The organism is Polaribacter sp. AHE13PA, assembly GCF_019278505.1.
Taxonomy (GTDB): Bacteria; Bacteroidota; Bacteroidia; order Flavobacteriales; family Flavobacteriaceae; genus Polaribacter.
This window is the reverse complement of the sequence record NZ_CP058985.1, coordinates 1,040,508-1,064,556: the sequence shown is the minus strand read 5'-3', so window position 1 is coordinate 1,064,556 and position 24,049 is coordinate 1,040,508. Positions and strand designations below refer to the sequence as shown.

Sequence of the window (24,049 nt, the reverse complement as noted above, 5' to 3'; positions counted from 1 at the left end):
GCCACTTAAAATTTACTTTTGAAGTCATTTTACGCATTAATAGTGTTTGTTTTTTCGTTAGAAATAATCTTACCACCTTTTAATCGTAAAATCTGTTGTGTTCTGTTAGCTAAATCTAAATCGTGTGTAATAATGATTAAAGTCGTGCCCGCTTCTTTGTTCAATTCAAACAGTAATTGAATGACCTTTTCGCCAGTTTCTTCATCTAAATTACCCGTTGGTTCATCTGCAAATAAAATAGAAGGTCTGTTAGCAAAAGCTCTTGCCAATGCAACTCTCTGCTGCTCTCCTCCAGATAATTGAGATGGATAATGATGTAAACGATCTGCTAAACCTACTTTTTCTAACAATGCTATTCCAAATTTAGCTGCATTTTTTTCGCCTTGTAACTCTAAAGGAACAATTACGTTTTCTAAAGCTGTTAATGTAGGTAATAATTGAAAATTCTGAAAAATAAAACCGACTTCTTTGTTACGCAATGCAGCACGTTCATCTTCATTTAAATCTTGTAAAGAAGTGCCGCACAACTCAATAGTTCCAGCAGTTGGGTAATCTAAACCTGCACACAACCCCAATAAAGTCGTTTTTCCACTTCCAGAAGGCCCTACAATAGAAAAAATACTTCCTTTTTCTACTTCAAAAGAGATATTGCTAATTACTGTTAATTTTTTAGAACCACTGGTATAAGTTTTCTCTAAATCATTAATCTTTAATATATTTGACATTACTTTTATTTAATTTTTTACTAAAATATTCCGATGTTGAAAAATAATCAATTGCTCATACATATCAACAATTTATCTCAAAAGGTTTTCTTAAAATTTTGTTGCATTTTTTTACTGATATTCATATTCTCTTGCAAACAAGATGCTTCTAAAAAAACAACAAATGCAGAAACAACGACTCCTGATACTGAAATCAATCAGACCGAAAATAACAATGTAAAAACAATTGTTTTTTTTGGTGATAGTTTAACTGCAGGCTATGGTTTAGATGATGTTAACGATGCTTTTCCAGGAATTATTCAACAGAAAATAGATTCTTTACAATTGAATTATAGCATTGTAAATTCTGGCGTGAGTGGAGAAACTACATCTGGTGGAAAAAATAGAATTGATTGGGTACTGAATCAAAAACCAACCGTTTTTATATTAGAATTAGGTGCAAATGATGGTTTAAGAGGTGTGCCATTAAAGCAGTCTAAAGAAAATTTGCAAGATATTATAGATGCTGTAAAAAAGAAATATCCAGAAACAATTATTGTGTTAGCCGGAATGCAAATTCCACCAAATATGGGACAAGAATATACTAATGAATTTAAAAATATGTTTCCTGATTTGGCAACAAAAAACGATTTATATTTAGTTCCTTTCTTGTTAGAAAATGTAGGAGGTATTTCAGATTTAAATCAAAAAGATGGTATTCATCCTACAAAAGAAGGACATCAAATATTGGCTAAAAATGTTTGGACTGTTTTAAAACCAATTTTAAAATAAAGTGTTTCTAAAATATACATTTTAATATTTCTAAATATTTTTATGAAAAATATCCTTTTAATACTAATTACTTCACTTCTCTTTGTTTCCTGTTCAAATCAAACAGAAATTAGCAAGTACTTTAATTGTAACGCCACTACTTTTAACAATTTAGAAGAAGTAAAAGACGTTAAAAATTTGTTTTCTTTAGAGATACCAAATACATGGAAAACGAATTTGTATTATGACGATTTACAATCTTCTATTTACACAGCAGACACTACAAAACAATTAACAGAAACTTTGCTTTTAGATGTTACATTTATCAATAAAAACATTAATTTTGATACGTCTTTTAAACTAGAACGAGCGCAAGAAGATCTATCAAAAAATCTCATCAAAATAAAATCTGAAGAGACTACTTTTTTAGAAAAACCTTCTTATTACACCGTTTCAAAAGGAAAAAAAAGAAAGTTTGAATACCAAGTTTGCCACTTATTTATAAAAATAAACGACCAGAATTTTATACTTGCAAAGGCGGAAGTTTATGGCGATTCTTTAGTTAACAAAAGATTATGCGACGCACTTACATTGATGAAAAAAATTAAAATTATTCAATAAAATGATTGAAAAACAACATATTACCGATAGATTTATAAAATACGTAACTATAGACACAGAGTCAGATCCTAACAATCCTGCTTTTCCGAGTACCGAAAAACAATGGGATTTAGCCAATGCATTAGTGGATGAGCTAAAACAAATTGGTATGAAAGAGGTAGATTTAGATGCCAATTGCTACATCATGGCAACTCTACCAAGTAATTTAGATTACGAAGTGCCAACTATTGGTTTTGTTGCACATATAGATACAAGTCCAGATTTTTCAGGTAAAAATGTAAAACCTCAAATTGTAGAAAACTATCAAGGCAATAATATTATTTTAAATGTAGAGGAAAACATCGTTTTATCGCCAGATTATTTTGATGATTTATTACAATATAAAGGTCAAACGATTATTACAACGGATGGTACTACCCTTTTAGGTGCTGATGATAAAGCCGGAGTTACAGAAATTGTAACCGCGATGGAATACCTAATTCAGCATCCAGAAATTAAACATGGTAAAATTAGAATTTGCTTTACTCCAGATGAAGAAGTTGGTAAAGGCGCACACATGTTTGATGTTGATAAATTTGGTGCAGAATGGGCATACACCATGGATGGAAGTCAGATTGGAGAATTAGAATATGAGAATTTTAATGCTGCCGGGGCAATAATAACCATTACTGGTAAAATTGTACATCCAGGATATGCAAAAGGTAAAATGATAAACTCTATGCTAATTGCTAATGAATTTATTACAGCACTTCCAACAAACGAGATTCCGCAAAGAACAGAAGGTTATGAAGGTTTTTTTCATTTACATGATATCAATGGAAATGTAGAAAAAACTGTTTTAGAATACATTGTAAGAGATCATGATTTAGATTTATTTGAAAAAAGAAAAAGTTTAATGCACAAAATTGCGTTAGATTTTAATACAAGATACAATCAAGACTTAATTGAAGTAAAGATTAAAGATCAATACTTTAATATGAAAGAAAAAATTACTCCAGTAATGCATATTGTAGATATTGCAGAAGAAGTAATGACAGATTTAGGAATTACACCTTTAATTAAAGCGATTCGTGGTGGGACAGATGGTTCTCAATTATCATTTAAAGGTTTGCCTTGTCCTAATATTTTTGCTGGCGGACATAATTTTCATGGTAGATATGAGTATGTACCTGTAGAATCTATGATGAAAGCAACAGAAGTAATTATAGGTATTGCAGAAAAAATTTCTGTGAAATTTGCATAAAAAAAAAGAGTCTTCAGTATCCTGAAGACTCCATATCATAGCATGATACTATTTGCGTAACATATTTCTTAAAAAATAAAGCCCCTAATCTCTATCAATAATTATATGTAACACACAAATATAATCTTTTTTATAAAACCAACCAAATAATTAAAATAATTCAGGGTTTTTCCCTTTTACGTCTTTAAAAAACGAGTGAAACACCTCAAAATCAGCATCTATACTTGCTGTGGCATAATAAGGTTTAGATATTTTTATCTTCTTATTTTTAAAGTCTAAGGTTGCCATAACAATAGGAACATTCGCTCCTTTTGCAATATAGTAGAACCCTGTTTTCCATTTATCTACTTTTTTTCTTGTTCCTTCAGGCGAAATTCCTAACCTGAATTCTTCCTTATTGTTAAACACATCAATAACGGCATCTACCATATTTGTACTCTTACTTCTGTTTACAGGTGTGCCTCCTAAAGCTTTAAATATAAAACCAAACGGACCTTTAAAAAGTGATGCTTTCCCTATAAAATGAACCATAGTACCCGAAGACATTCTAGATAAAATTGCTATTGGAAAATCTAACCAACTGGTATGGGGTGCAGCAATAACAACGTATTTCTTAGGTTCTTTAGGAAAATCGTTTTCTAGTTTCCATCCTAATATGGTAAATAATATAAACCTTGCAATTGTTTTCATATATAAAGATAGCATTAAAAAAATGCTTATTTAGAAGTTTTTTGTTAGCGTTTAAAATGATAAATTTATGAACTTAATTTGATATGATGAACGAAATGATAATTTACTTCTTAATTGCACTGATATCTAGCCTTGTAGGATTCTTAATAGGTAAACTATTAACCAAATTAAAATTTGAAAAAGCAAAAGGAGTTTCTGAAAAGGAAAAATCTGTATTAGAATTTGAAATTTCTAAACTAAATGAAACACTTAAAAATACAGAAATTACAATCGATGATTTGCAAGGTGAACTTAGATACGTTCAAAAAGAAAAAGAAACTTTAATTTCAGATAAAACACGTTTAGAAACAGAATTCAAAAATGTTGAGGAAAAACTAGCGCATAATAAAAATGAAGTCGAAAAATTACAAGAAAAATTTACCAATAATTTTGAAGTATTAGCCAATAAAATTTTAGAAGAAAAGTCAACCAAATTTACCCAACAAAATCAAGAAAACTTAAAAATTATCTTAAATCCACTGCAAGAAAAAATTAAAGTTTTTGAAGATAAAGTAGATAAAACACATAAGGAAAGTATCGATTATCATGCTGCTTTACGTCAGCAAATTTTAGGTTTAAAAGAGCTAAACCAACAAATGAGTAAAGAAACATTAAATCTTACCAAGGCCTTAAAAGGGGATAATAAAATGCAAGGTAATTGGGGGGAATTAGTATTAGAAAGAGTTTTAGAAAAATCTGGATTAGAGAAAGATAGAGAGTATTATGTACAGCAAAGCTTCACCAATGAAGATGGTAAGAGAATTCTACCCGATGTGGTGATTCATTTACCAGATAATAAAAAAATGATTGTAGATTCTAAGGTTTCTTTAACGGCTTATGAGCAGTTTATAAATGAAGAAGATGAAACCTTAAAAGCACAGTTTTTAAAAGAGCATGTGGCATCACTTCAAAGACATGTACATCAATTATCAGAAAAAAAATATGAAGATATTTATAAAATTGAATCTCCAGATTTTGTCTTACTTTTCATTCCCATAGAGCCTGCTTTTGCTGTTGCCATAAATTCTGATAATCACTTATACAATAAAGCATTTGAAAAAAATATTGTGATTGTTACTCCTACTACTCTTTTAGCAACTTTAAGAACCATAGATTCTATGTGGAATAATGAAAAACAACAAAGAAATGCTTTAGAAATTGCAAGACAAGCTGGTGCTTTATATGACAAGTTTAATGGTTTATTAGGTGATTTAGTTGGAATTGGTAAACGAATTGACGACAGTAAAAATGAATACTCAAATGCAATGAATAAGCTTTTTGAAGGTAGAGGAAACTTAATTACTTCTGTAGAAAAGTTAAAAAAAATGGGTGCTAAAGCTAAAAAGGCTATCCCAGAGAACATTATTAAACGTGCTAATGAAGTTGATGAATAGCTAATGCGTTATTATTTAACCGAATGTAGTTAAGCTGAAATTTACTTATTTTTTACTTTTGAAGTGAGTATTAACCTAAAAAACTAAAAAATATGTCAGTTATAAAACACGAAAGAGGTTTACATCCTTTAAAAGGAACCGTAAAAACAGATGAAAAGAATGAAAAAGATTCAGATAACAAAAAAGAAAGTATCGTAGCAGAAATTGATAAGAAAAAAGAGAAAGATGAATTAAAAAACCAAATACAGAGTGCTACTGATGATGCAGATGAAATTGCTGGAAAAATTAAAAGTTCAGAAAAAGAATAACTATTATCTAATGAGTCAAAATTTTAATAGATAGCATTCATAAGCAATTATAAATCTTTCTAAATTTACACTATTATTAACCAGTACTATTGTAGTACATAAATGAAATGAATATGAACTCGGATACAACAAAAGGAAATTGGAAACAAATAAAAGGAGAATTTAAAGAAAAATACGGTCGTATTACCAATGATGAGAGTACGGAAGCAGAAGGTTCTTTTGATAAACTAGTTGGAGAAATCCAAGAAAAATATGGTGAAACTCGTGAAGCCATAGAAAAAGAAGTAAAAAGTTGGTAAAACAACTTTATAATATATTTAAAACTAAAAAAGCATCAAGAATTAACTTGATGCTTTTTTTATATGTATTCAAATAAGTTGTCGACACTATATTATTAAAAACAAAATCACTCGAACTAATATGATTATTATATACCTTATGTAAAGGCATTGTCTTTTACATAACAAATAATCTTCTTGCACTCATCATGTGCGCAACACGCTCACCAATTTTGTGTAAAGCATCTTCATTTGCAGCGTTTATAATAGCTTCATCAATAAAATTAACAACAGCTTTCATATCCTCTTCTTCTAAACCACGAGTAGTAATTGCAGCAGTTCCAATACGGATCCCTGAAGTTACAAATGGGCTTTTATCATCAAAAGGAACCATGTTTTTGTTTACTGTAATATCTGCTTTTCCTAATGCAATTTCTGCATCTTTACCAGAAATGTTTTTATTACGTAAATCTATTAGCATACAGTGGTTGTCTGTTCCTCCAGAGATAATATCATATCCTTTTGCAACAAATTCTTTAGCCATTTCTGCAGCATTTGCTTTTACTTGTAATTGATATTCTAAAAACTCATCTGTTAAAGCTTCTCCAAAAGCAACTGCTTTAGCAGCAATAACGTGCTCTAAAGGTCCACCTTGGTTTCCAGGGAAAACAGAAGAATTAATTAAAGTAGACATCTTTTTAGGATTTCCATTTTTTAAAGTTTCTCCAAAAGGATTGTCAAAATCTTTACCAATCATAATCATACCACCTCTTGGTCCACGTAACGTTTTGTGGGTAGTTGTAGTAACAATATGACAATGAGGAATTGGATCATTTAAAATTCCTTTAGCAATTAAACCAGCAGGGTGAGAAATGTCTGCCATTAAAATAGCTCCAACACTATCCGCAACTTCTCTAAATTTCTTAAAATCGATATCTCTAGAATACGCAGAAGCACCAGCAATAATTAATTTTGGCTTGTGCTCTTTAGCTTGTGCAGCTAAATGATCGTAATCTATAATTCCAGTTTCTTTAACAACTCCGTAAAAAACAGGATTGTATAATTTTCCAGAAAAGTTTACCGGAGAACCATGAGTTAAATGCCCCCCATGAGATAAATCAAATCCTAAAACGGTATCACCTGGCTTTAAACAAGCAGCATAAACAGCTGTATTTGCTTGAGAACCTGAGTGTGGTTGAACATTTACATATTCTGCACCAAATAATTCCTTTGCTCTGTCTATAGCAATCTGCTCAATAACATCAACTACTTCACAACCTCCATAATATCTTTTACCAGGATATCCTTCAGCGTATTTATTAGTTAAAATAGAACCTTGGGCTCTCATAACATCATCACTTACAAAGTTTTCTGAAGCGATTAATTCTAATCCATTTAACTGTCTTTCTTTTTCTTCCTGTATAAGGTCAAAAATTTGATTGTCTATTTGCATTGTTGTTGTTGTTTTTAAAGAAGCATCAAAAATAATAAAATCAAATTTGTAAAAAACATGTTTTAACTATATTTTATCATTATTTATTATAATTGTATATTTATTAAAAATGTACTGTTAAAAATGCGTTTTTAATTGTTTTTTTATTTTAAAATAAAAAAAATTATGTAGGTTTGATGAAAAATAAATTTCAAAAGAATGATCATAACAGCAAATAATCCTAATAGAAAATCTTGGTTAAAAGTAGACAAAGATTCAGACTTCCCTATTCAAAACATTCCCTTTGGTGTTTTCATAACAAGAGATGATATTATTACTATTGGTAGTAGAATTGGAAATTTTGCTATAGATTTAGGTGCTTTTCATCAATTAGGTTATTTTGAAGGGATACCATTAACTGATGATATTTTTCTACAAGATAATTTAAATGACTTTATTGCGGATGGTCGTAAAACTTGGCGTTTAGTTAGAAACAGAATTGCTGAAGTTTTTGATGTTACCAATGGAACTTTAAGAGATAATGCCAATCATAAAGATAAAATAATCTTTAGAATGGACGAAGTAGAAATGTTAATACCTGTTGCTGTAGGTGATTATACAGATTTTTATGCGAGTAAAGAACACGCTACCAATGTAGGTTCTTTGTTTAGAGACCCAGAAAATGCATTGCTACCAAATTGGTTACACATACCTATTGGTTACCACGGTAGAAGTTCTTCGATAGTGCCATCAGGAACAAAAATTAGAAGACCTTACGGACAAACAAAACCTGAAGAAGGAAGTAATACTCCTGGTTTTGGTCCTTCTCAATTATTAGATTTTGAGCTAGAAATGGCATTTATAACCACAGATGCAAACGTTTTAGGTGATAGAATTCCGATTGAAGAAACGGAAGAATATATATTTGGATTGGTGCAATTTAACGATTGGTCTGCAAGAGACATTCAAGCTTGGGAATATGTACCATTAGGCCCATTTTTAGGAAAAAGTTTTGCATCTACCATATCTCCTTGGATTGTAACATTAGATGCTTTAGAGCCTTTTAGAGTAGGAAGCCCTAAACAAGTACATGAGCCATTACCGTATTTAAAACAAAAAGGAAAAGGAAGTTACGATATTCATTTACAAGTTGGTATACAACCAGAAAATGGAAAAGAAACCATCGTTTCTAATTCTAATTTTAAATACATGTATTGGACTATGGCACAGCAATTGGCACATCATACTGTGAATGGTTGTCCTGTAGAAGCTGGAGATTTAATGGGATCTGGTACTATTTCTGGTCCAACAAAAGATAGTTACGGTTCTATGTTAGAGTTAACTTGGCGAGGACAAAACCCAATTAAGTTAAACGATGGTACAGAGCGTAAATTTATAAATGATAACGATACTGTAATTATGCGTGCACATTGTAAAAATGATAAAGTACGTATTGGTTTTGGAGAATGTGTAGGTAAAATTCTACCTGCTAAATAGAATTTAAGTCTTTATATAAAATTAAAAAAGCTTCACAATTTGTGAAGCTTTTTTAATTTTACGCTATAATTTTTTTCAATAAGAGAAATACATTTCGTTCTAAAACATCTACAGAACCATCTGCAAAAAAGACATTTTTTATATCTTTTAAAAGATTTTCTTTTTCAATATCTGTATATTTATTTTCAGCTAAATACGTTTTAATTTTTTCCATAGATTGATAATCATTATCATGTACAATCTCTGTATGAATCCGATTAAATAAAGTTTCATTTACTTTCGATAAAATATAGGCACTTTCAGATTCGGTTTCTATATAATTACTTTGTGCCGCGTACAACAATACATAAGTTTGAAATTCTTCTTTTGTCCAATTGATGTTCATAATGTTTATTTTAAATTTCTATAGGTAAATTCTCCGTACTTCCCCACTCTGTCCAAGAACCATCATAAACAGCATAGTTTTTAGATCCTGATATTTCTGCACCCAAAGCCAACACAGATGCAGTGATTCCTGTTCCGCAAGAAAAAATAAAAGGTTTCTTTTTTGGATTTATTTCATTAAAAATAACCTTTAATGCTTCTTCAGACTTAAAAGTCCCATTTTCTATAATCTCACTAAAAGGCAAACTTACAGAATTAGGAATATGACCTCCTTTTACATCTTTTCTTGGTTCTGATTCAGTACTATTAAAACGACCTTTAGAGCGTGCATCTGCAATTAAAATAGTTTTATTATTAATTGCACTCAAAATATCGTTTGTAAATTTTATTTTTCCTGATTGATAATTAGTCTTAATATTACCTTTTGAACGTGAATTATTTTGTTGTTTTTCAATAGGATATTTATGTTCTATCCATTTAGGTAAACCTCCATCTAAAACAGCAACGTTTGTAAATCCCATTAATTGAAACATCCACCAAACTCTTGGTGAAGAATATACTCCTAAATCGTCATAACAAACAATAAGACTATTATTATTAATACCTAATTCTTGTACTTTATATTCAAATTCTTTTGGAGATAAAATGGTGTTCGGAAATTTTCCGTTTACATCTGAAAAAGTATTTTTAATATCAAAAAAAATAGCGCCTTTAATCTGTAACTTTTCATCAGAATTAACGGCATTAGACTTTTCTGTAACTTTTGGAATCGTACAATCTAAAATAATCAGATTTTTATGATCTAAATGCTCTTGTAACCAAGCTACGGAAACTATCGGTTTTGATATTTTTAAGGACATCATCGTATTAAAGAATTAGAAAAGTTATATAAAACTACTTTACATCTTCATAATTATCATCCCAATCTTTCGGTTTAGGATCATCATGTAATTTATCTAACGACTTAGCAATTATCATAGCTACAGTAGCATCTCCTGTTACATTTACAGTGGTTCTCATCATATCTAAAGGCCTGTCTACAGCAAAAATAAGCGCCAATCCAATTGGTAATAATTCCGCTGGAAAACCTATAGATTCTAAAACAATAACCAACATAACCATACCTGCACTAGGTACAGCTGCAGAACCAATGGAAGCTAATAAAGCCGTGGCTACAATAACAAGCTGATTAGAAAATGTAAGTCCTTCTGGCCAAATTACTTGCATAATAAAAACTGCTGCAATGGCTTGGTACAAACTTGTACCATCCATATTAATGGTGGCTCCTACTGGTAAAACAAAACCAGCTACTTCTGGATCTACACCTAAATGTTCTTCTACCCTTTCCATAGTTACTGGTAAGGTTGCAGCGCTAGAACTTGTTGAAAATGCTAATAATTGCGCCGGACTTATTTGTTTTAAAAACCAAAGAGGCGATTTTTTTGTATAAACACTCACTAAAATTAGATAGAATCCTATCATCAATAATAAACCTCCAACTACACAAAGTGCATAGACTAAAAGTTTTAAAAGGATTTCTGTATCATCAAAAGCAATAATAACATTTGCTAATAGCGCAAATACTGCATACGGAGCAAAAAGCATAATTAAATCTACCATTTTCATGACAACTTCATTTAAGGAATCAAAGAAGTTCATTAATGGTTTTGCTTTTTTCTCTGGAATTAATAATAGAGAAACGCCAACAAATAGTGCAAAAAAGATAATTTGAAGCATACTTGCATCACTTAATGATGTAAAAATATTACTCGGAAAAATATCTACTAAAGACTGTAGTGGTCCTGTATTACTTTGTGCACTCGCTTTTGTTAATTTATCTACAACATCAGAAGATGTTTCATATTTAACCTTTATCTTCTCTATAGTGTCTGCAGACATACCTGCTCCTGGTTTTACCACATTTACAATGCCTAAGCCAATTATAATAGCAACCAATGTGGTTAACATGTAGATAACCATAGTTCTAATTCCCATTTTTTTAATTTTAGAAATATCTTTTAAATCAGAAATTCCTTTAATTAAAGAGGCCAAAATTAGGGGTACTGCAATTAGTTTTAATAAGTTTATAAAAATGGTACCAAATGGCTTTATCCAATCTGTAACAAAACCTTTACCTCCTTCAACAGAGTTCATGATGAAACCGAAAAGAATTCCAAGAACCATACCAATTAAAATCTTCCAGTGTAATGCTAGTTTTTTCATTAAATAGTTTAAAAAATTAAGATTTTGAAAGGTAAAAAAAAAATTAAAGTATATGTGACTTTATTTGTATATTGTGTCATAATTTTTAGAAAAGATTCATATTAATTATTAAAAACATAAAATGGCAGGTATTTTAGACATATTAAATAGTGATTTAGGAAAACAAATAATCTCAGGAGTTTCTGGGTCAACAGGAAATGACACAAGTAAAACAAGTAGTGTTTTAACACTGGCTTTACCAGTGTTAATGAAAGCTATGGAGAGAAACTCCGCTACACCAGAAGGTGCTGCTGGATTAATGGGTGCTCTATCAGGTAAACATGATGGTAGTATTTTAGACAATCTTGGTGGTTTATTTGATGGCGGTGTAGACGAAAGTGTTAAACAAGATGGTGCTGGAATATTAGGACATATTTTAGGAAGTAAGCAACAAGGTGTTGAGCAAGTCATTGGTCAGAAATCTGGTTTAGATGCTGGTTCTGTTGCAAACATTTTAAAAGTAGCTGCACCATTATTAATGGGCGTTTTAGCAAAAAAATCTAAAGAAAACAACGTCACAGATTCTTCTGGATTAGGAGGTTTATTGGGCGGAATGTTAGGTGGTAATGATGCAGCTAACGAACAAAGCTTCTTGGAAAAAATATTAGATGCAGATGGAGATGGAAGTGTTGTAGATGATGTTGCTGGAATGTTTTTAGGTGGTGATAATAAAAACTCTGGAGGAATTGGTGGTATGTTAGGTGGCCTTTTTGGAAAATAAGACTTTCTAAATCTTAAACATAAAAAAGCTCAAACAAATGTTTGAGTTTTTTTATGTTTATATAACATTACTCTTATAACAAGATTTATAAATTTCTTCATAAACTGGTAATATATTTTCTAAAGAAAATTGCTTCGTATGATTTTTAGCATTTTTCTTAAACCTTTCTAAAGTAATATCATCTTTTACAATTGAGATCGCATTTTTTGCCATATCTGCTATATCACCCAAATTGCTTAAATAACCTGTTTCTCCATGAATATTTACTTCTGGTAAGCCACCTGTATTGGTAGATATTACAGCAGTCTCTGCTGCCATTGCTTCTAAAGCAGCTAAACCAAAACTTTCTGTTTGAGAAGGCAAAAGAAAAACATCTGTATAACATAATATTTTAGCAACTTCTGTACTGTTTCCTAAAAAGAATACATCTTCTGTTAGTTTTAAGTCTTTTACAACTTTTTCTGCATTTGCTCTTTCTGGTCCTTCACCAATCATTAATAGTTTAGAAGGAATTTCTTTTCTTACTTCACTAAAAATTCTAACAACATCTTCTACTCTCTTTACAGGTCTAAAATTACTTACGTGTGTAAAAATTCTTTCATTTGGTTTTGCTAATGCTATTCTTTTACACTCTTCTTTATGTGCATTATTATATTTCTCAACATCAATAAAATTATAAATTACTTTAATATCTTTTGTAATATTGAATAACGTATTTGTGGTTTCTTTTAAATTGTTAGAAACAGCAGTAACCACATCAGAATTATTAATACTAAATTCTACAGCCGTTTTATAAGTAGGATGACTCCCTACCAAAGTAATATCTGTTCCGTGCAACGTAGTTACAACTCTAACATCTAACCCTTTTTCTTTCAACATTTGTTTTGCCATATATGCTGCATACGCATGTGGTATTGCATAATGTACATGTAAAACCTCTAAATCATGCTTTTTAACTACTTCTACCATTTTACTAGACAGCGCTAATTCATACGGTTGGTATTCAAAAAGAGGGTATTCTTCTATTACAACTTGATGAAAATGTAGGTTATGAGATAGAAAATCTAAACGAACAGGCTGGTTATAAGTAATAAAATGGACTTCATGTCCTTTATCTGCCAAAGCCATTCCTAATTCCGTAGCTACTACTCCACTTCCCCCAAATGTTGGGTAACAAACAATTCCTATTTTCATATAATTTTTTGAAATATTAAATGATTTACAGTAAAAGATCCATAAATATGATTCATTAGTTGTAAATATACTTCTATTCTTACATTCGAAATCAAAATAAAAGCATAAAAAAAGCTTTTCAATTAGATCGAAAAGCTTTTTTAATATATTAATTTTAGAATCTAAAGACGCTAATTTTTTAGTAATCTCCTAAAGTTGCAGGATTTTGAGCTAATGCATTTTCTAACTGCTCATCACTTGGTGCTTTACCATGCCAAGCATGTGTATGCATCATAAAATCTACACCATTCCCCATTTCTGTATGTAATAAAATACAAACTGGTTTTCCTTTTCCTGTTAATGCTTTCGCTTCAGCTAAACCAGCTAAAATTGCCTCAATATCATTCCCTTTCTCAACATCAATAACGTCCCAATCAAAAGCTTCAAATTTAGCCCTAATGCTTCCCATTGCTAAAACTTCATCTGTAGTCCCGTCAATTTGTTTTTTGTTTAAATCGATTGTACAAATAATGTTGTCTACTTTTTTTGCTGATGCGTACATAATTGCTTCCCAGTTCTGTCCTTCTTGCAATTCACCATCACCATGTAAACTATATACTATTTTATCGTCTCCATTTAACTTTTTTGCTTGTGCAGCACCTAAAGCATTAGACATTCCTTGACCTAAAGATCCAGAAGCAATTCTTACACCAGGTAAACCTTCATGCGTAGTTGGGTGACCTTGTAAACGAGAATTTAACAATCTAAAAGTTGATAATTCTTCTACTGGGAAAAATCCACTATGCGCCAAAACACTATAAAATACTGGAGAAATATGTCCGTTTGAAAGGAAGAATAAATCTTCATTCTTTCCGTCCATTGTAAAATCTGTAGAATAGTCCATTACTTCTTGATATAAGCAAGTAATAAATTCTGCACATCCTAAAGAACCACCTGGGTGACCAGAGTTAACTTTATGAACCATGCGTAATATATCTCTACGAACTTGTTGCGTAAAATCTTGTAATTGTTGTGTTGTTGGCATTTTGTTATTTTAATTTGGACAAAAGTAATTTTTTTAATAGCAACTTACAAGATTAATTGTAAGCAAAAACAGCTTTATGATCAATTAAAATGATATTTTATGAAAAGAAGAATTTTAAAATGATAAAAATCTATGTTTTTTGTTTCTTTTTCTTTGCAGCAGGAAACAACACATTATTTAAAATTAAGCGATAACCTGGTGAAGTTGGGTGTAAATCTAATTCCGTTTTTGGATCGTTTACTCTGTGTGAATAATCTTCTGGATCATGACCTCCATAAAAAGTAAACATTCCTTTTCCTTTAGTTCCATGAATATAACGAGCTTCTCTATTGGTTTTATTTTCACCTAAAACCAATACATTAGATTTAATCGTATTTCTATTAAACGCCGTAGTTTGCCCCATAAACCCTTTTACTAAAACAGTATGATTTTGTGTTAACATCGTTGGCACTGGATCCCATTTTGCAGAAAACTCACCTAAAGAAAAATAATCTGAAGTTTTAGGAATTATTCGCTTATCAGTCGTATCTATATTAGAAAACTCGTACGTTCTTGGGTTTTTAACCAATTGAAAGTCTTTAAAAGCAAAGGTTTTATTATAATTTATTTTCGATTGATAGTTTAAGTCAGAAGCATCTCCATCAAACATTGCTTCGGCAATATCTACTCCTTCTGCAGATAAAGCAATATCAAAACTATCGGTTGCAGAACACATGGCAAACATAAAGCCACCACCAATTACATAATCTCTTATTTTTTTTGCAACAGCTAATTTCTCTTCAGAAACCTTAGAAAATCCTAATTCTAAAGCTTTTTTTTCTGAATTTTTCTTAGCTTCTAAATACCAAGGGGCAGTTCTAAAAGAACCGTAAAACTTACCATATTGCCCCGTAAAATCTTCGTGATGTAAATGCAACCACTCATATAATAGTAGTTTATCTTCTAAAACTTCTTTATCATAAATCACATCAAACGGAATCTCAGCATACGTTAAAACCATGGTAACAGCATCGTCCCAAGGCATTTTATCTTCTGGGGAATAGACTGCTATTTTTGGTGCTTTTTCTAAAGTTACTGCATCTTGATTAGAAGATGGTGATGAAATTTCTTGTAATATTAATTGTGCTTTTGCATCCGAAATTATTTGATAAGAAACACCACGTATTTTACATTCATTTTCTGCAATTTTATTGTTTTCAATTAAAAAAGCACCTCCATCATAATTTAATAACCATTTAGATTTTAAACCTGCTTCTAAAGAAAAATAGACAATTCCGTAAGATTTTAAGTGGTTTACTTGGTTATCATGGCTCATAGGGATATAAATAAATGATGCCCAAATTGAGTTTGATATTAAGAGAAAAGTTAAGATTGTTAAAAGTTTTTTCATTTAAATTGATATAGATTTCACCTTTGTACTTGTAGGGTGCGATAGGGAAACTTCTTCAATTTCTTTTTTGTAAGTTTTAAAAAATAATAAAGTATCTTCTTTTACACGATCTATAAAATTTTCTAAATTTTTAGAAGAAACAATCGTAATAATATTAGAATCTCCTTCACTAAAAACTTTTGTGTTTAAAATTGAAGAATAATCAACTTCTTTTAACTCTAAGTCATCCTTTTTATCTAGAAAAGATTCATATAATATTCCCTCAATAATTATCAAAGGAATATAAATATTACAAGATCTAGATTTACTTTCATTAAATTTTTCTGTAAGATATTTACAAGCTTTAAGCAAAGAAGTAGTTGAAGAGTAAGCTAAATCTTTAGTTTGACCTAATGAAGTTACTAAATTGAAACCTGCTCCAAATAAGTTTGGGAATAACAATTCAAACTTGTTTTCTTTTAAAACTTTAGTTTTATTTAATAATATCTCAGCATTTCTAGTTGTAAATGGTTTATATCTTTCTAATTGAGGATTGTGTAAATTATCATTTTTAAATACAACCCATGGTTTATCTGTTGATTTTTTACATTCAACAACAAAAGTAAAATTAAACCATACATTATTAATTACAGTATTAGAATATGAAATTATATCTAGCTCTCTTAATTTACTAGAATCTTCATCTCTATAAAGAACAGATTGTGAAACTTTAAAATCTGCTTTTTTAAAAAAGTTAGCCACCTTCATTTCGAAAGGGTAACCATTTTTAAGAATCCATTTTTTAACTTTATTTTCTAAATCATTCATTTCATAAAAATATGAAATTAAAACGGCATATCATCATCATCTCCTCCAAAAGCATCTTTAGGGTCTACTCCACCTTGACCTGCAAAAGGATCTTCAGGGAAATCTGCATTCATAGATGATTGGAATTCACTACTAAATCCTTCTTCTAAATCTGAGAATTTTGCTAAATGCCCCGTAAATTTTAATCGGATATTTTCTAAACCACCATTTCTGTGTTTTGCTACAATAAATTCTCCTTGTCCTTCACATGGTGAATGATCATCATCATCCCATTCTGTCATTCCGTAGTATTCCGGACGGAAAATAAACGATACAATATCGGCATCTTGCTCAATTGCTCCAGATTCACGTAAATCAGAAAGTAAAGGTCTTTTAGATCCTCCACGCGTTTCTACCGCACGAGATAACTGAGAAAGTGCAATTACTGGCACTTCTAATTCTTTTGCTAAAGCTTTTAAGTTTCTAGAAATCATAGAGATTTCTTGTTCACGATTTCCATTAGATTTTCCACCAGCAGTCATTAATTGTAAATAATCAATTACAATAATTCTAACTCCGTGTTGCGACACCAATCTTCGTGCTTTTGCTCGTAAATCAAATACAGAAAGAGACGGTGTATCATCAATAAAAATAGGTGCATCAGACAAACGTTTTACTTTTACGTTTAACTGTTCCCATTCGTGTGGTTCTAAGTTTCCTTTTCTTAATTTTTCTGATGTTAAGCCTGTTTCAGAAGAAATCATACGCGTAATTAACTGCACAGAAGACATCTCTAATGAGAACACAGCAACACCATGACCAAAATCAATCGCCATGTTTTTCGCCATCGAAATTACAAATGCTGTTTTCCCCATACCAGGACGTGCAGCTATAATAACTAAATCGGATGGTTGCCAACCAGAAGTTAATGCATCTAATTTGGTAAAACCAGTTGCCAAACCAGACATTCCTTCTTGATTACCAATTTCTTGAATCTTAGCTAAGGCTTGTTTTACTAAAGATCCTGCATCTTCAGAACTCTTTTTTAAATTTCCTTGGGTAACTTCAAACAGTTTTGCCTCTGCATCATCTAATAAGTCAAATACATCGGTACTTTCATCATACGCATTTTCTATAATTTCACTAGAAATTGAAATTAATCTACGCTGAATAAATTTTTGAAGAATAATTCTTGCATGGAACTCTATGTGTGCAGAAGATGCCACTTTTTGAGTTAAACGAATTAAAAAGAAATCTCCACCAACAAATTCTAATTTTCCATTCTTTTTTAACAAGTTAGATACAGTTAAAAGGTCAATTGGTTCAGAATTTTGAAATAATTCGTAAATAGTTGCGTAAATATCTTGGTGCTTCTGATCGTAAAAAGCATCGGCACTTAAGATGTCTATAACATCGTCAATACCTTTTTTATCAATCATCATTGCACCTAACACAGCTTCTTCTAATTCCACTGCCTGCGGCGGAATCTTCCCTTTCTCAAGTTGTACTAACCTTGATTTATCTATCTTTTTACCCGTAACAGGAGTCGTTTTTTCCATGGCTACAAATGTACTTTTTTTAGGTTGAAATTGGTCTGTTAAACTTTGCTTTAATTTGTAAACATTTATTGTAAACAAAATTGTTATTATCTTGTTAATAACCAGTCAACTTCCAAAATGAAATCTTATTTTTACAATTAAATTGGGCTTTTTTAAACTAGAACACCCTCTTATTTGAATATATATAAACGCATATTTACACAAAAAAATATCCTTGAAGATTCAAAAAAAACATTTAATATTTACAGTTTTACTTCCAGTTCAGATTTTATTAATTCAATTGGCTGCAAAAAACGCTGCGTTTATAGAAAAATATTATTCAAACGGAATCTACCCTCCTATTTCATCATTTTTTAGAATTATTTTAGGTTGGATTCCTTTTTCTGTAGGTGATGTATTGTTGGCTCTCGGACTCTTTATTTTAATTCGTTTTATAGTTAGATTGATAAAAACGAGGTTTAAAAATTTAATTCCGAAACTACTTCATTTTACAGCAATTTTATCAGTAATTTATTTTTGTTTTTATCTTTTTTGGGGCTTGAATTATTACAGAGAACCTTTGGCTAAAAACTTACAGTATCAACAAACAAAATATACCACAGAGCAACTTGAAAAAGTAACAACACATGTAATTAAAAAACTAAATGAATATCATTATAAAATTACAAAAAATGATACTTTAAAGGTAGAAAATCCTTATTCTCAAAAAGAGATGTATACAATGGCAATTTCTGGTTATGATAATTTATCTAAAGATTTTCCACAGTTAGAATATCAACATAAATCTGTAAAAAGTTCTTTAATGAGTTTGTTGCAAACTTATAATGGAACCGCTGGATATCTGAATCCATTAACAGGTGAAGCTCAGGTAAACGACAAACTTCCAAAAACAAGTTATCCAACTACAACATGTCACGAAATGGCACATCAAATTGGTTTTGCTGCAGAAAACGAAGCTAATTTTGTTGGTTTTTTAGCAGCTAATTATAATGACGATCTTCATTTTAAATACGCGAGTTATAGAATGGCTTTGGGCTATTGTATTTCTGAATTAAGAAAACGTGACCAAAATTTATCCCAAGAACTTTGGAAAACTGTTCATAGAGGAATTCTAAAAGATTTTAGTGAGAGTTATACATTTTGGCAGCAATACAAAAACCCATTTGAGCCAATTGTTAAAAAAGGTTACAATGCCTATTTAAAAGCCAATAAACAAGATAAAGGTGTGCAATCTTATAATTATGTGGTAGATTTATTTATTTCTTATTTTAATGAAGCAAATCCTTCTTAATCTTCCTAAAATTATGTTAAAATAATTGGTTTTAACATTTTCTAAAAAGCTTCTAATTATTTTAGAAACTTAATTCATTAAAAAACCAAACTTATATGAGAAAATTACTCTTATTTTTCTCCTTATTTGTGGCTTATTCGATGCATTCGCAAGAATATTTCCCTACAGATAGCGGAGTAAAAACTACTGAAAACAGCCGTTTTGCATTTACAAATGCTACTATTTATGTAACGCATAAAAAGATTGTAAAAAAAGGAACTTTACTAATTAAAGACGGTAAAGTTGTTAGCATTGGTAAATCTGTTAAAATTCCGAATGGGACAAAAACAATCGATTTAGAAGGAAAAACGATCTACCCTTCATTTATTGATATTTATTCTGATTTTGGAATTTCTAAACCAGAAAGACAACCCAGATCTAGAAATAGAACAACACAATACGAGCCAACTCGTGAAGGGTATTATTGGAACGATCATATTAGACCAGAAACAAACCCAATTAGTAATTTTAAGTTTGATGACAAAAAAGCAAAGAGTTTAATTGATGCTGGTTTTGGAGTTGTAAACACACATTCTAATGACGGAATTGTACAAGGAAACGGATTATTAATAGCCTTAAACCCGAATACTTCTGATGCTTACCGAATTTTAAACACTAAATCTGCACAGTATTTATCATTTAATAAAAGTGCTAAATCTACACAAGCTTACCCTAGTTCTAGAATGGGTGCAATGGCTTTATTACGCCAAGTTTTTAATGATGCAGATTGGTATGCAAAAGGTAATATGAAAAATAAAGATTTATCTTTAGAGGCATTTAACGATAATAAAGGTTTACTTCAAATATTTGAAACTGCTACTGTTTTAGATGCATTAAGAGCAGATAAGGTTGGTGATGAATTTGGTGTGCAATACACAATTGTGGGTAGCGGAGACGAATTTGAAAGAATTCATGACATAAAAGCAACAAATGCCAACTTTATAATTCCTATTAATTTTAGTGATGCTTATGACGTTTCAGATCCTTTATTAGCACAACATATTTCTTTAAGAGACATGCGTATATGGAATCAAGCGCCTTCTAATTTAAGTGTACTTTCTAAAAACGGAATCAATTTTGCATTGACAACACACACTTTAAAATCTGTAAATACGTTTCATAAAAACCTACAGAAAGCTATAAAATACGGTTTTGATAAAGAAAAAGCTTTAGCTGCATTAACTACAATTCCTGCAACTATAATTGGTAACACCACAATTGGAAACTTAAATACAGGGAGTTATGCAAACTTTATTATTACGTCTGGCGATGTTTTTGATACTAAAACTACCATTTATGAAAACTGGGTTCAGGGAGCTAAAAATGTAGTTAACAACATGAATATTAAAGATATTACAGGTGATTATATGTTATCTGTAAATAACAAAAACTACAATTTATCAATTACAGGTAAAGGAGCTAAGCAAACAGGAACTATTAAAATTGATGATAAAAAAATTAAGTCTAAATTTTCATACAGTGATGATTGGGTTTCTATCACATTAAACGATGACGAACATTTTACAAGAATGCTAGGTAAAATTGTTAATGCTTCTAACATAATGCAAGGTGATGCTTTTGATACCGAAGGAAATAAAACCTATTGGTCTACCAGTAAAAAGGTTCAAAAAGAGGAAGTTTCAAAAAAAGAAAAAAACGAAGAAGAAAAAGCAATTACAGTAGTTCCAGTAAGTTATCCTAATATAGGATTCGGTAATTATATTCAACCTAAAACAGAGACAATCTTAGTTAAAAATGTAACTGTTTGGACCAGTGAAAAAGAAGGCATTTTAGAAAAAACAGATGTCCTTTTAAAAGACGGAAAAATAGAAAAGATTGGTTCTAATTTAAGTGCTAGAGGAGCTACAGAAATTGACGGAACAGGCAAGCATTTAACAGCTGGTATTGTAGATGAACATTCTCATATTGCAGCTTCTGCTGTAAACGAAGGTGCTCAAAACTCATCTGCAGAAGTTACAATGGAAGACGTAATTGATCCTAATGACATAAACATTTACAGAAACATTTCTGGAGGAACTACTACTTCTCAAATTTTACACGGTTCTGCAAACCCTATTGGTGGTCGTTCTGCAATTATCAAACTAAAATGGGGAGAAAATGCAGATGAGATGATTTATAAAAATTCTCCTAAATTTATAAAATTTGCTTTAGGTGAAAATGTAAAACAATCTCGTCATACAAATGGAACACGTTTTCCGCAAACAAGAATGGGTGTAGAACAAGTTTTTACAGATTATTTTACAAGAGCTCATGAATATGATGCTTTAAAGAAAAGTGGAAAACCGTATAGAATAGATACAGAAATGGAAACTTTGGTTGAGATTTTACACGGAGAACGTCATATTTCTTGTCACTCTTATGTACAATCTGAAATTAATATGTTAATGAATGTTGCCGATAAAATGGGCTTCAAAATAAATACATTTACACATATTTTAGAAGGTTATAAAGTTGCTGATAAAATGAAAGATCGCAATATTGGTGCTTCAACATTTTCAGATTGGTGGGCATATAAATACGAAGTAAACGACGCAATACCATACAATGCAGCAATTATGCACAATGAAGGTCTTACTGTTGCTATTAATTCTGATGACAGAGAAATGTCTAGAAGACTAAATCAAGAAGCAGCAAAAACAGTAAAGTATGGTGGAATGACAGAATTAGAAGCTTGGAATATGGTTACCATTAACCCTGCAAAATTATTACATATTGATGATCGTGTTGGTAGTATTAAAGTAGGTAAAGATGCAGATGTTGTTTTATGGAGCCATCACCCAATGTCTATTTATGCTAAAGTTGAAAAAACAATTATTGAAGGAAAAGTGTTTTTTGATAGAAATGAAGACATCAAAAAACGTGAAGCTATTAAGCAAGAAAAGAGCAAATTAATCAATATGATGTTGCAGGAAAAAATGGGAGGAGCAAAAACCCAAATTCCAGCAAAAAGAAAAGATAGAAATTTTCACTGCGATACATTAGAAGAAATATAAAACTAAATAATGATGAAAAAAATAATATAGTTTGCTATTTTTCTTCTTAGTAGGAAATAGCATTGCGCAACAAACGCCCGCAGACAAACAAACTACAGATTATTCTATAGAAGGTGCAACAGCACATTTAGGAAATGGAAAAATTATAGAAAATGCTTTAGTAATGTTTAGCAATGGAAAAATTGTATTTGTTGGAAATGCAAATGCAAAAATAGCCAGAAGAGGAACCGTCATTAATGCCAAGGGTAAACATGTGTATCCTGGTTTTATTGCGACAAATGCCTCTATAGGTTTGGTAGAAATAGATGCTGTAAAAGCAAGTGATGATGAAGATGAGATTGGAGCAAACAACCCACATATTAGAAGTTTGGTTGCCTATAATGCAGAAAGTAAAGTGGTAGAATCTATGCGCCCAAATGGTGTTTTAATGGCCCAAATTACACCTAGAGGTGGTACAATTTCAGGTACATCTTCTGTGGTGCAATTAGATGCTTGGAATTGGGAAGATGCTAGTATAAAAACAGACGATGCAATTCACATAAACTGGCCAACTAGTTTTACAAGCGGAAGATGGTGGCTAGGAGAAGATCCTGCTTTAAGACCAGATAAAGAGTATCCTAAAAAAATAAATGATATTCAATCTTATTTTGCAAATGCTAAAACCTATTTAGCAAGTGATAAAAATAAAATGCATTTACCTTATGAAGCTACAAAAGGTTTATTTGAGGGAAGTAAGAAATTATTTATTCATGTAAACGGCCAAAAAGAAATTACAGATGCTATCACAATTACTAAAGAATTGGGCATCAAAAACATTGTAATTGTTCATGGTGATGAAGCTGATAAAGTAGCAGATTTATTAGTTAAAAATAACATAGCAGTTGTTTTAGAAAGACCACACAGAAATCCAGAAAATGAGGACGATGCTTATGATTATACGTACACAATTGCAAAAAACTTAACAGATAAAGGTGTAGTTGTTGCCCTTGGTATGGAAGGTCAAATGGAAAGAATGAATACTAGAAACCTTCCGTTTTACGCAGGCACATTTGCTGCTTTCGGATTAGATAAAGAAGTAGCATTGCAATTATTAACTTCTAATTCTGCAAAGATTTTAGGTATTGATGATATGGTTGGAACCTTAGAAGTTGGTAAAGATGCAACCTTATTTGTTTCTGAAGGTGATGCTTTAGACATGAGAGGAAACATTTTAACGGATGCTTTTATACAAGGTAGAAAAATTAGCCTAGAAACACACCAAACAAAACTTTGGAAACGCTATTCTAATAAATACAAAACCAAATAATTTAAAAAAGGCTCGCTAATTACGAGCCTTTTTTTTTAATCCTTAATAACTATCGTATATTTTATTAAAGGTCAATTCAAAAATAATGACACAAAAAAAGCC

General features: G+C 30.8%; 22 protein-coding genes. 11 read left to right on the top strand and 11 right to left on the bottom strand.

Annotated elements, in window-relative coordinates; genetic code table 11:
* Positions 1-29: 29 nt before the first annotated feature.
* Positions 30-725: an ABC transporter ATP-binding protein gene (locus H0I28_RS04600; RefSeq protein ID WP_218760703.1), complete on the bottom strand. Its 696-nt coding sequence runs from the start codon at positions 723-725 to the stop codon at positions 30-32.
* A gap of 33 nt (positions 726-758) precedes the next feature.
* On the opposite strand from H0I28_RS04600, the gene H0I28_RS04595 reads away from it, so the two are divergent.
* From H0I28_RS04595 to pepT, 3 genes are read left to right on the top strand one after another with little or no spacing between them, the layout of a single operon-like run.
* Positions 759-1,496: an arylesterase gene (locus H0I28_RS04595; RefSeq protein ID WP_218760702.1), complete on the top strand. Its 738-nt coding sequence runs from the start codon at positions 759-761 to the stop codon at positions 1,494-1,496.
* A 42-nt stretch (positions 1,497-1,538) separates the two neighbouring features.
* Positions 1,539-2,096 (top strand): hypothetical protein, encoded by a 558-nt coding sequence (locus H0I28_RS04590; RefSeq protein ID WP_218760700.1) that lies wholly within the window; start codon positions 1,539-1,541, stop codon positions 2,094-2,096.
* Between the two features lies 1 nt (position 2,097).
* Positions 2,098-3,339 (top strand): peptidase T, encoded by a 1,242-nt coding sequence (gene pepT / locus H0I28_RS04585; protein WP_218760698.1) that lies wholly within the window; start codon positions 2,098-2,100, stop codon positions 3,337-3,339.
* A gap of 150 nt (positions 3,340-3,489) precedes the next feature.
* Here the strand turns inward: pepT and H0I28_RS04580 are convergent, their stop codons facing one another.
* Positions 3,490-4,029 carry a 1-acyl-sn-glycerol-3-phosphate acyltransferase gene (locus tag H0I28_RS04580; RefSeq protein WP_218760697.1) on the bottom strand — a complete coding sequence of 180 codons (540 nt, stop codon included), beginning with the start codon at positions 4,027-4,029 and terminating at the stop codon, positions 3,490-3,492.
* Between the two features lie 86 nt (positions 4,030-4,115).
* On the opposite strand from H0I28_RS04580, the gene rmuC reads away from it, so the two are divergent.
* The 3 genes from rmuC (at position 4,116) to H0I28_RS04565 (ending at position 6,069) form a co-directional block, all read left to right on the top strand.
* The gene (rmuC, locus tag H0I28_RS04575) at positions 4,116-5,462 is read left to right on the top strand and encodes a DNA recombination protein RmuC (protein WP_218761583.1); all 1,347 of its coding nucleotides are present in this window, start codon (positions 4,116-4,118) and stop codon (positions 5,460-5,462) included.
* Positions 5,463-5,554: 92 nt separating this feature from the next.
* Positions 5,555-5,770, top strand: coding sequence for a hypothetical protein (locus tag H0I28_RS04570; RefSeq protein ID WP_218730388.1), 216 nt, complete (start codon positions 5,555-5,557; stop codon positions 5,768-5,770).
* Between the two features lie 113 nt (positions 5,771-5,883).
* The gene (locus H0I28_RS04565) at positions 5,884-6,069 is read left to right on the top strand and encodes a CsbD family protein (protein ID WP_165731176.1); all 186 of its coding nucleotides are present in this window, start codon (positions 5,884-5,886) and stop codon (positions 6,067-6,069) included.
* A 157-nt stretch (positions 6,070-6,226) separates the two neighbouring features.
* Here the strand turns inward: H0I28_RS04565 and glyA are convergent, their stop codons facing one another.
* A complete protein-coding gene (glyA, locus tag H0I28_RS04560; protein WP_218730387.1) occupies positions 6,227-7,501 on the bottom strand; it encodes a serine hydroxymethyltransferase in 1,275 nt (424 codons plus the stop codon).
* Between the two features lie 198 nt (positions 7,502-7,699).
* Here glyA and fahA point away from each other — a divergent pair, with 198 nt between their 5' ends.
* Positions 7,700-8,977: a fumarylacetoacetase gene (fahA, locus tag H0I28_RS04555; protein WP_218760696.1), complete on the top strand. Its 1,278-nt coding sequence runs from the start codon at positions 7,700-7,702 to the stop codon at positions 8,975-8,977.
* Positions 8,978-9,035: 58 nt separating this feature from the next.
* On the opposite strand, the gene H0I28_RS04550 is transcribed toward fahA, so the two are convergent.
* From H0I28_RS04550 to H0I28_RS04540, 3 genes are read right to left on the bottom strand one after another with little or no spacing between them, the layout of a single operon-like run.
* Positions 9,036-9,362, bottom strand: a complete 327-nt coding sequence (locus H0I28_RS04550; protein WP_218753088.1) for a hypothetical protein — start codon at positions 9,360-9,362, stop codon at positions 9,036-9,038.
* Positions 9,363-9,372: 10 nt separating this feature from the next.
* Complete coding sequence (locus H0I28_RS04545) at positions 9,373-10,224, bottom strand: sulfurtransferase (RefSeq protein ID WP_218760695.1); 852 nt, start codon at positions 10,222-10,224, stop codon at positions 9,373-9,375.
* Positions 10,225-10,255: 31 nt separating this feature from the next.
* Complete coding sequence (locus H0I28_RS04540; RefSeq protein ID WP_218753086.1) at positions 10,256-11,584, bottom strand: dicarboxylate/amino acid:cation symporter; 1,329 nt, start codon at positions 11,582-11,584, stop codon at positions 10,256-10,258.
* A gap of 121 nt (positions 11,585-11,705) precedes the next feature.
* Between H0I28_RS04540 and H0I28_RS04535 the strand changes: the two genes are divergently transcribed.
* The gene (locus H0I28_RS04535; RefSeq protein WP_218760694.1) at positions 11,706-12,344 is read left to right on the top strand and encodes a DUF937 domain-containing protein; all 639 of its coding nucleotides are present in this window, start codon (positions 11,706-11,708) and stop codon (positions 12,342-12,344) included.
* A gap of 57 nt (positions 12,345-12,401) precedes the next feature.
* Here H0I28_RS04535 and bshA read toward each other — a convergent pair whose 3' ends face one another.
* From bshA to dnaB, 5 genes are all read right to left on the bottom strand, one after another.
* Positions 12,402-13,538, bottom strand: coding sequence for an N-acetyl-alpha-D-glucosaminyl L-malate synthase BshA (gene bshA, locus H0I28_RS04530; RefSeq protein ID WP_218760693.1), 1,137 nt, complete (start codon positions 13,536-13,538; stop codon positions 12,402-12,404).
* Between the two features lie 178 nt (positions 13,539-13,716).
* Positions 13,717-14,562, bottom strand: coding sequence for a transketolase (locus H0I28_RS04525; RefSeq protein WP_218730380.1), 846 nt, complete (start codon positions 14,560-14,562; stop codon positions 13,717-13,719).
* A 130-nt stretch (positions 14,563-14,692) separates the two neighbouring features.
* On the bottom strand, positions 14,693-15,877 hold the full coding sequence (locus tag H0I28_RS04520) for an asparagine synthetase B (RefSeq protein WP_218761581.1): 1,185 nt from the start codon (positions 15,875-15,877) through the stop codon (positions 14,693-14,695).
* 75 nt (positions 15,878-15,952) lie between these two features.
* On the bottom strand, positions 15,953-16,759 hold the full coding sequence (locus H0I28_RS04515; protein ID WP_218760692.1) for a hypothetical protein: 807 nt from the start codon (positions 16,757-16,759) through the stop codon (positions 15,953-15,955).
* Between the two features lie 17 nt (positions 16,760-16,776).
* Positions 16,777-18,297 carry a replicative DNA helicase gene (gene dnaB / locus H0I28_RS04510; RefSeq protein WP_218761579.1) on the bottom strand — a complete coding sequence of 507 codons (1,521 nt, stop codon included), beginning with the start codon at positions 18,295-18,297 and terminating at the stop codon, positions 16,777-16,779.
* A gap of 214 nt (positions 18,298-18,511) precedes the next feature.
* Here dnaB and H0I28_RS04505 point away from each other — a divergent pair, with 214 nt between their 5' ends.
* The 3 genes from H0I28_RS04505 (at position 18,512) to H0I28_RS04495 (ending at position 23,947) form a co-directional block, all read left to right on the top strand.
* On the top strand, positions 18,512-19,588 hold the full coding sequence (locus tag H0I28_RS04505; RefSeq protein ID WP_218760691.1) for a DUF3810 domain-containing protein: 1,077 nt from the start codon (positions 18,512-18,514) through the stop codon (positions 19,586-19,588).
* Positions 19,589-19,683: 95 nt separating this feature from the next.
* Complete coding sequence (locus tag H0I28_RS04500) at positions 19,684-22,641, top strand: amidohydrolase family protein (protein WP_218760690.1); 2,958 nt, start codon at positions 19,684-19,686, stop codon at positions 22,639-22,641.
* Positions 22,642-22,672: 31 nt separating this feature from the next.
* Complete coding sequence (locus H0I28_RS04495) at positions 22,673-23,947, top strand: amidohydrolase family protein (protein WP_218760689.1); 1,275 nt, start codon at positions 22,673-22,675, stop codon at positions 23,945-23,947.
* The last annotated feature ends 102 nt before the right edge of the window (positions 23,948-24,049 follow it).

Coding starts and splice junctions, on each gene's coding strand:
- H0I28_RS04595 (WP_218760702.1), top strand. CDS start 759: ATGTTGAAAAATAATCAATTGCTCATACATATCAACAATTTATCTCAA.
- H0I28_RS04580 (WP_218760697.1), bottom strand. CDS start 4,029: ATGAAAACAATTGCAAGGTTTATATTATTTACCATATTAGGATGGAAA.
- fahA (WP_218760696.1), top strand. CDS start 7,700: ATGATCATAACAGCAAATAATCCTAATAGAAAATCTTGGTTAAAAGTA.
- H0I28_RS04500 (WP_218760690.1), top strand. CDS start 19,684: ATGAGAAAATTACTCTTATTTTTCTCCTTATTTGTGGCTTATTCGATG.
- pepT (WP_218760698.1), top strand. CDS start 2,098: ATGATTGAAAAACAACATATTACCGATAGATTTATAAAATACGTAACT.
- H0I28_RS04525 (WP_218730380.1), bottom strand. CDS start 14,562: ATGCCAACAACACAACAATTACAAGATTTTACGCAACAAGTTCGTAGA.
- dnaB (WP_218761579.1), bottom strand. CDS start 18,297: ATGGAAAAAACGACTCCTGTTACGGGTAAAAAGATAGATAAATCAAGG.
- H0I28_RS04520 (WP_218761581.1), bottom strand. CDS start 15,877: ATGAGCCATGATAACCAAGTAAACCACTTAAAATCTTACGGAATTGTC.
- H0I28_RS04570 (WP_218730388.1), top strand. CDS start 5,555: ATGTCAGTTATAAAACACGAAAGAGGTTTACATCCTTTAAAAGGAACC.
- H0I28_RS04545 (WP_218760695.1), bottom strand. CDS start 10,224: ATGATGTCCTTAAAAATATCAAAACCGATAGTTTCCGTAGCTTGGTTA.
- H0I28_RS04515 (WP_218760692.1), bottom strand. CDS start 16,759: ATGAATGATTTAGAAAATAAAGTTAAAAAATGGATTCTTAAAAATGGT.
- H0I28_RS04535 (WP_218760694.1), top strand. CDS start 11,706: ATGGCAGGTATTTTAGACATATTAAATAGTGATTTAGGAAAACAAATA.
- bshA (WP_218760693.1), bottom strand. CDS start 13,538: ATGAAAATAGGAATTGTTTGTTACCCAACATTTGGGGGAAGTGGAGTA.
- H0I28_RS04600 (WP_218760703.1), bottom strand. CDS start 725: ATGTCAAATATATTAAAGATTAATGATTTAGAGAAAACTTATACCAGT.
- glyA (WP_218730387.1), bottom strand. CDS start 7,501: ATGCAAATAGACAATCAAATTTTTGACCTTATACAGGAAGAAAAAGAA.
- H0I28_RS04565 (WP_165731176.1), top strand. CDS start 5,884: ATGAACTCGGATACAACAAAAGGAAATTGGAAACAAATAAAAGGAGAA.
- H0I28_RS04590 (WP_218760700.1), top strand. CDS start 1,539: ATGAAAAATATCCTTTTAATACTAATTACTTCACTTCTCTTTGTTTCC.
- H0I28_RS04550 (WP_218753088.1), bottom strand. CDS start 9,362: ATGAACATCAATTGGACAAAAGAAGAATTTCAAACTTATGTATTGTTG.
- rmuC (WP_218761583.1), top strand. CDS start 4,116: ATGAACGAAATGATAATTTACTTCTTAATTGCACTGATATCTAGCCTT.
- H0I28_RS04540 (WP_218753086.1), bottom strand. CDS start 11,584: ATGAAAAAACTAGCATTACACTGGAAGATTTTAATTGGTATGGTTCTT.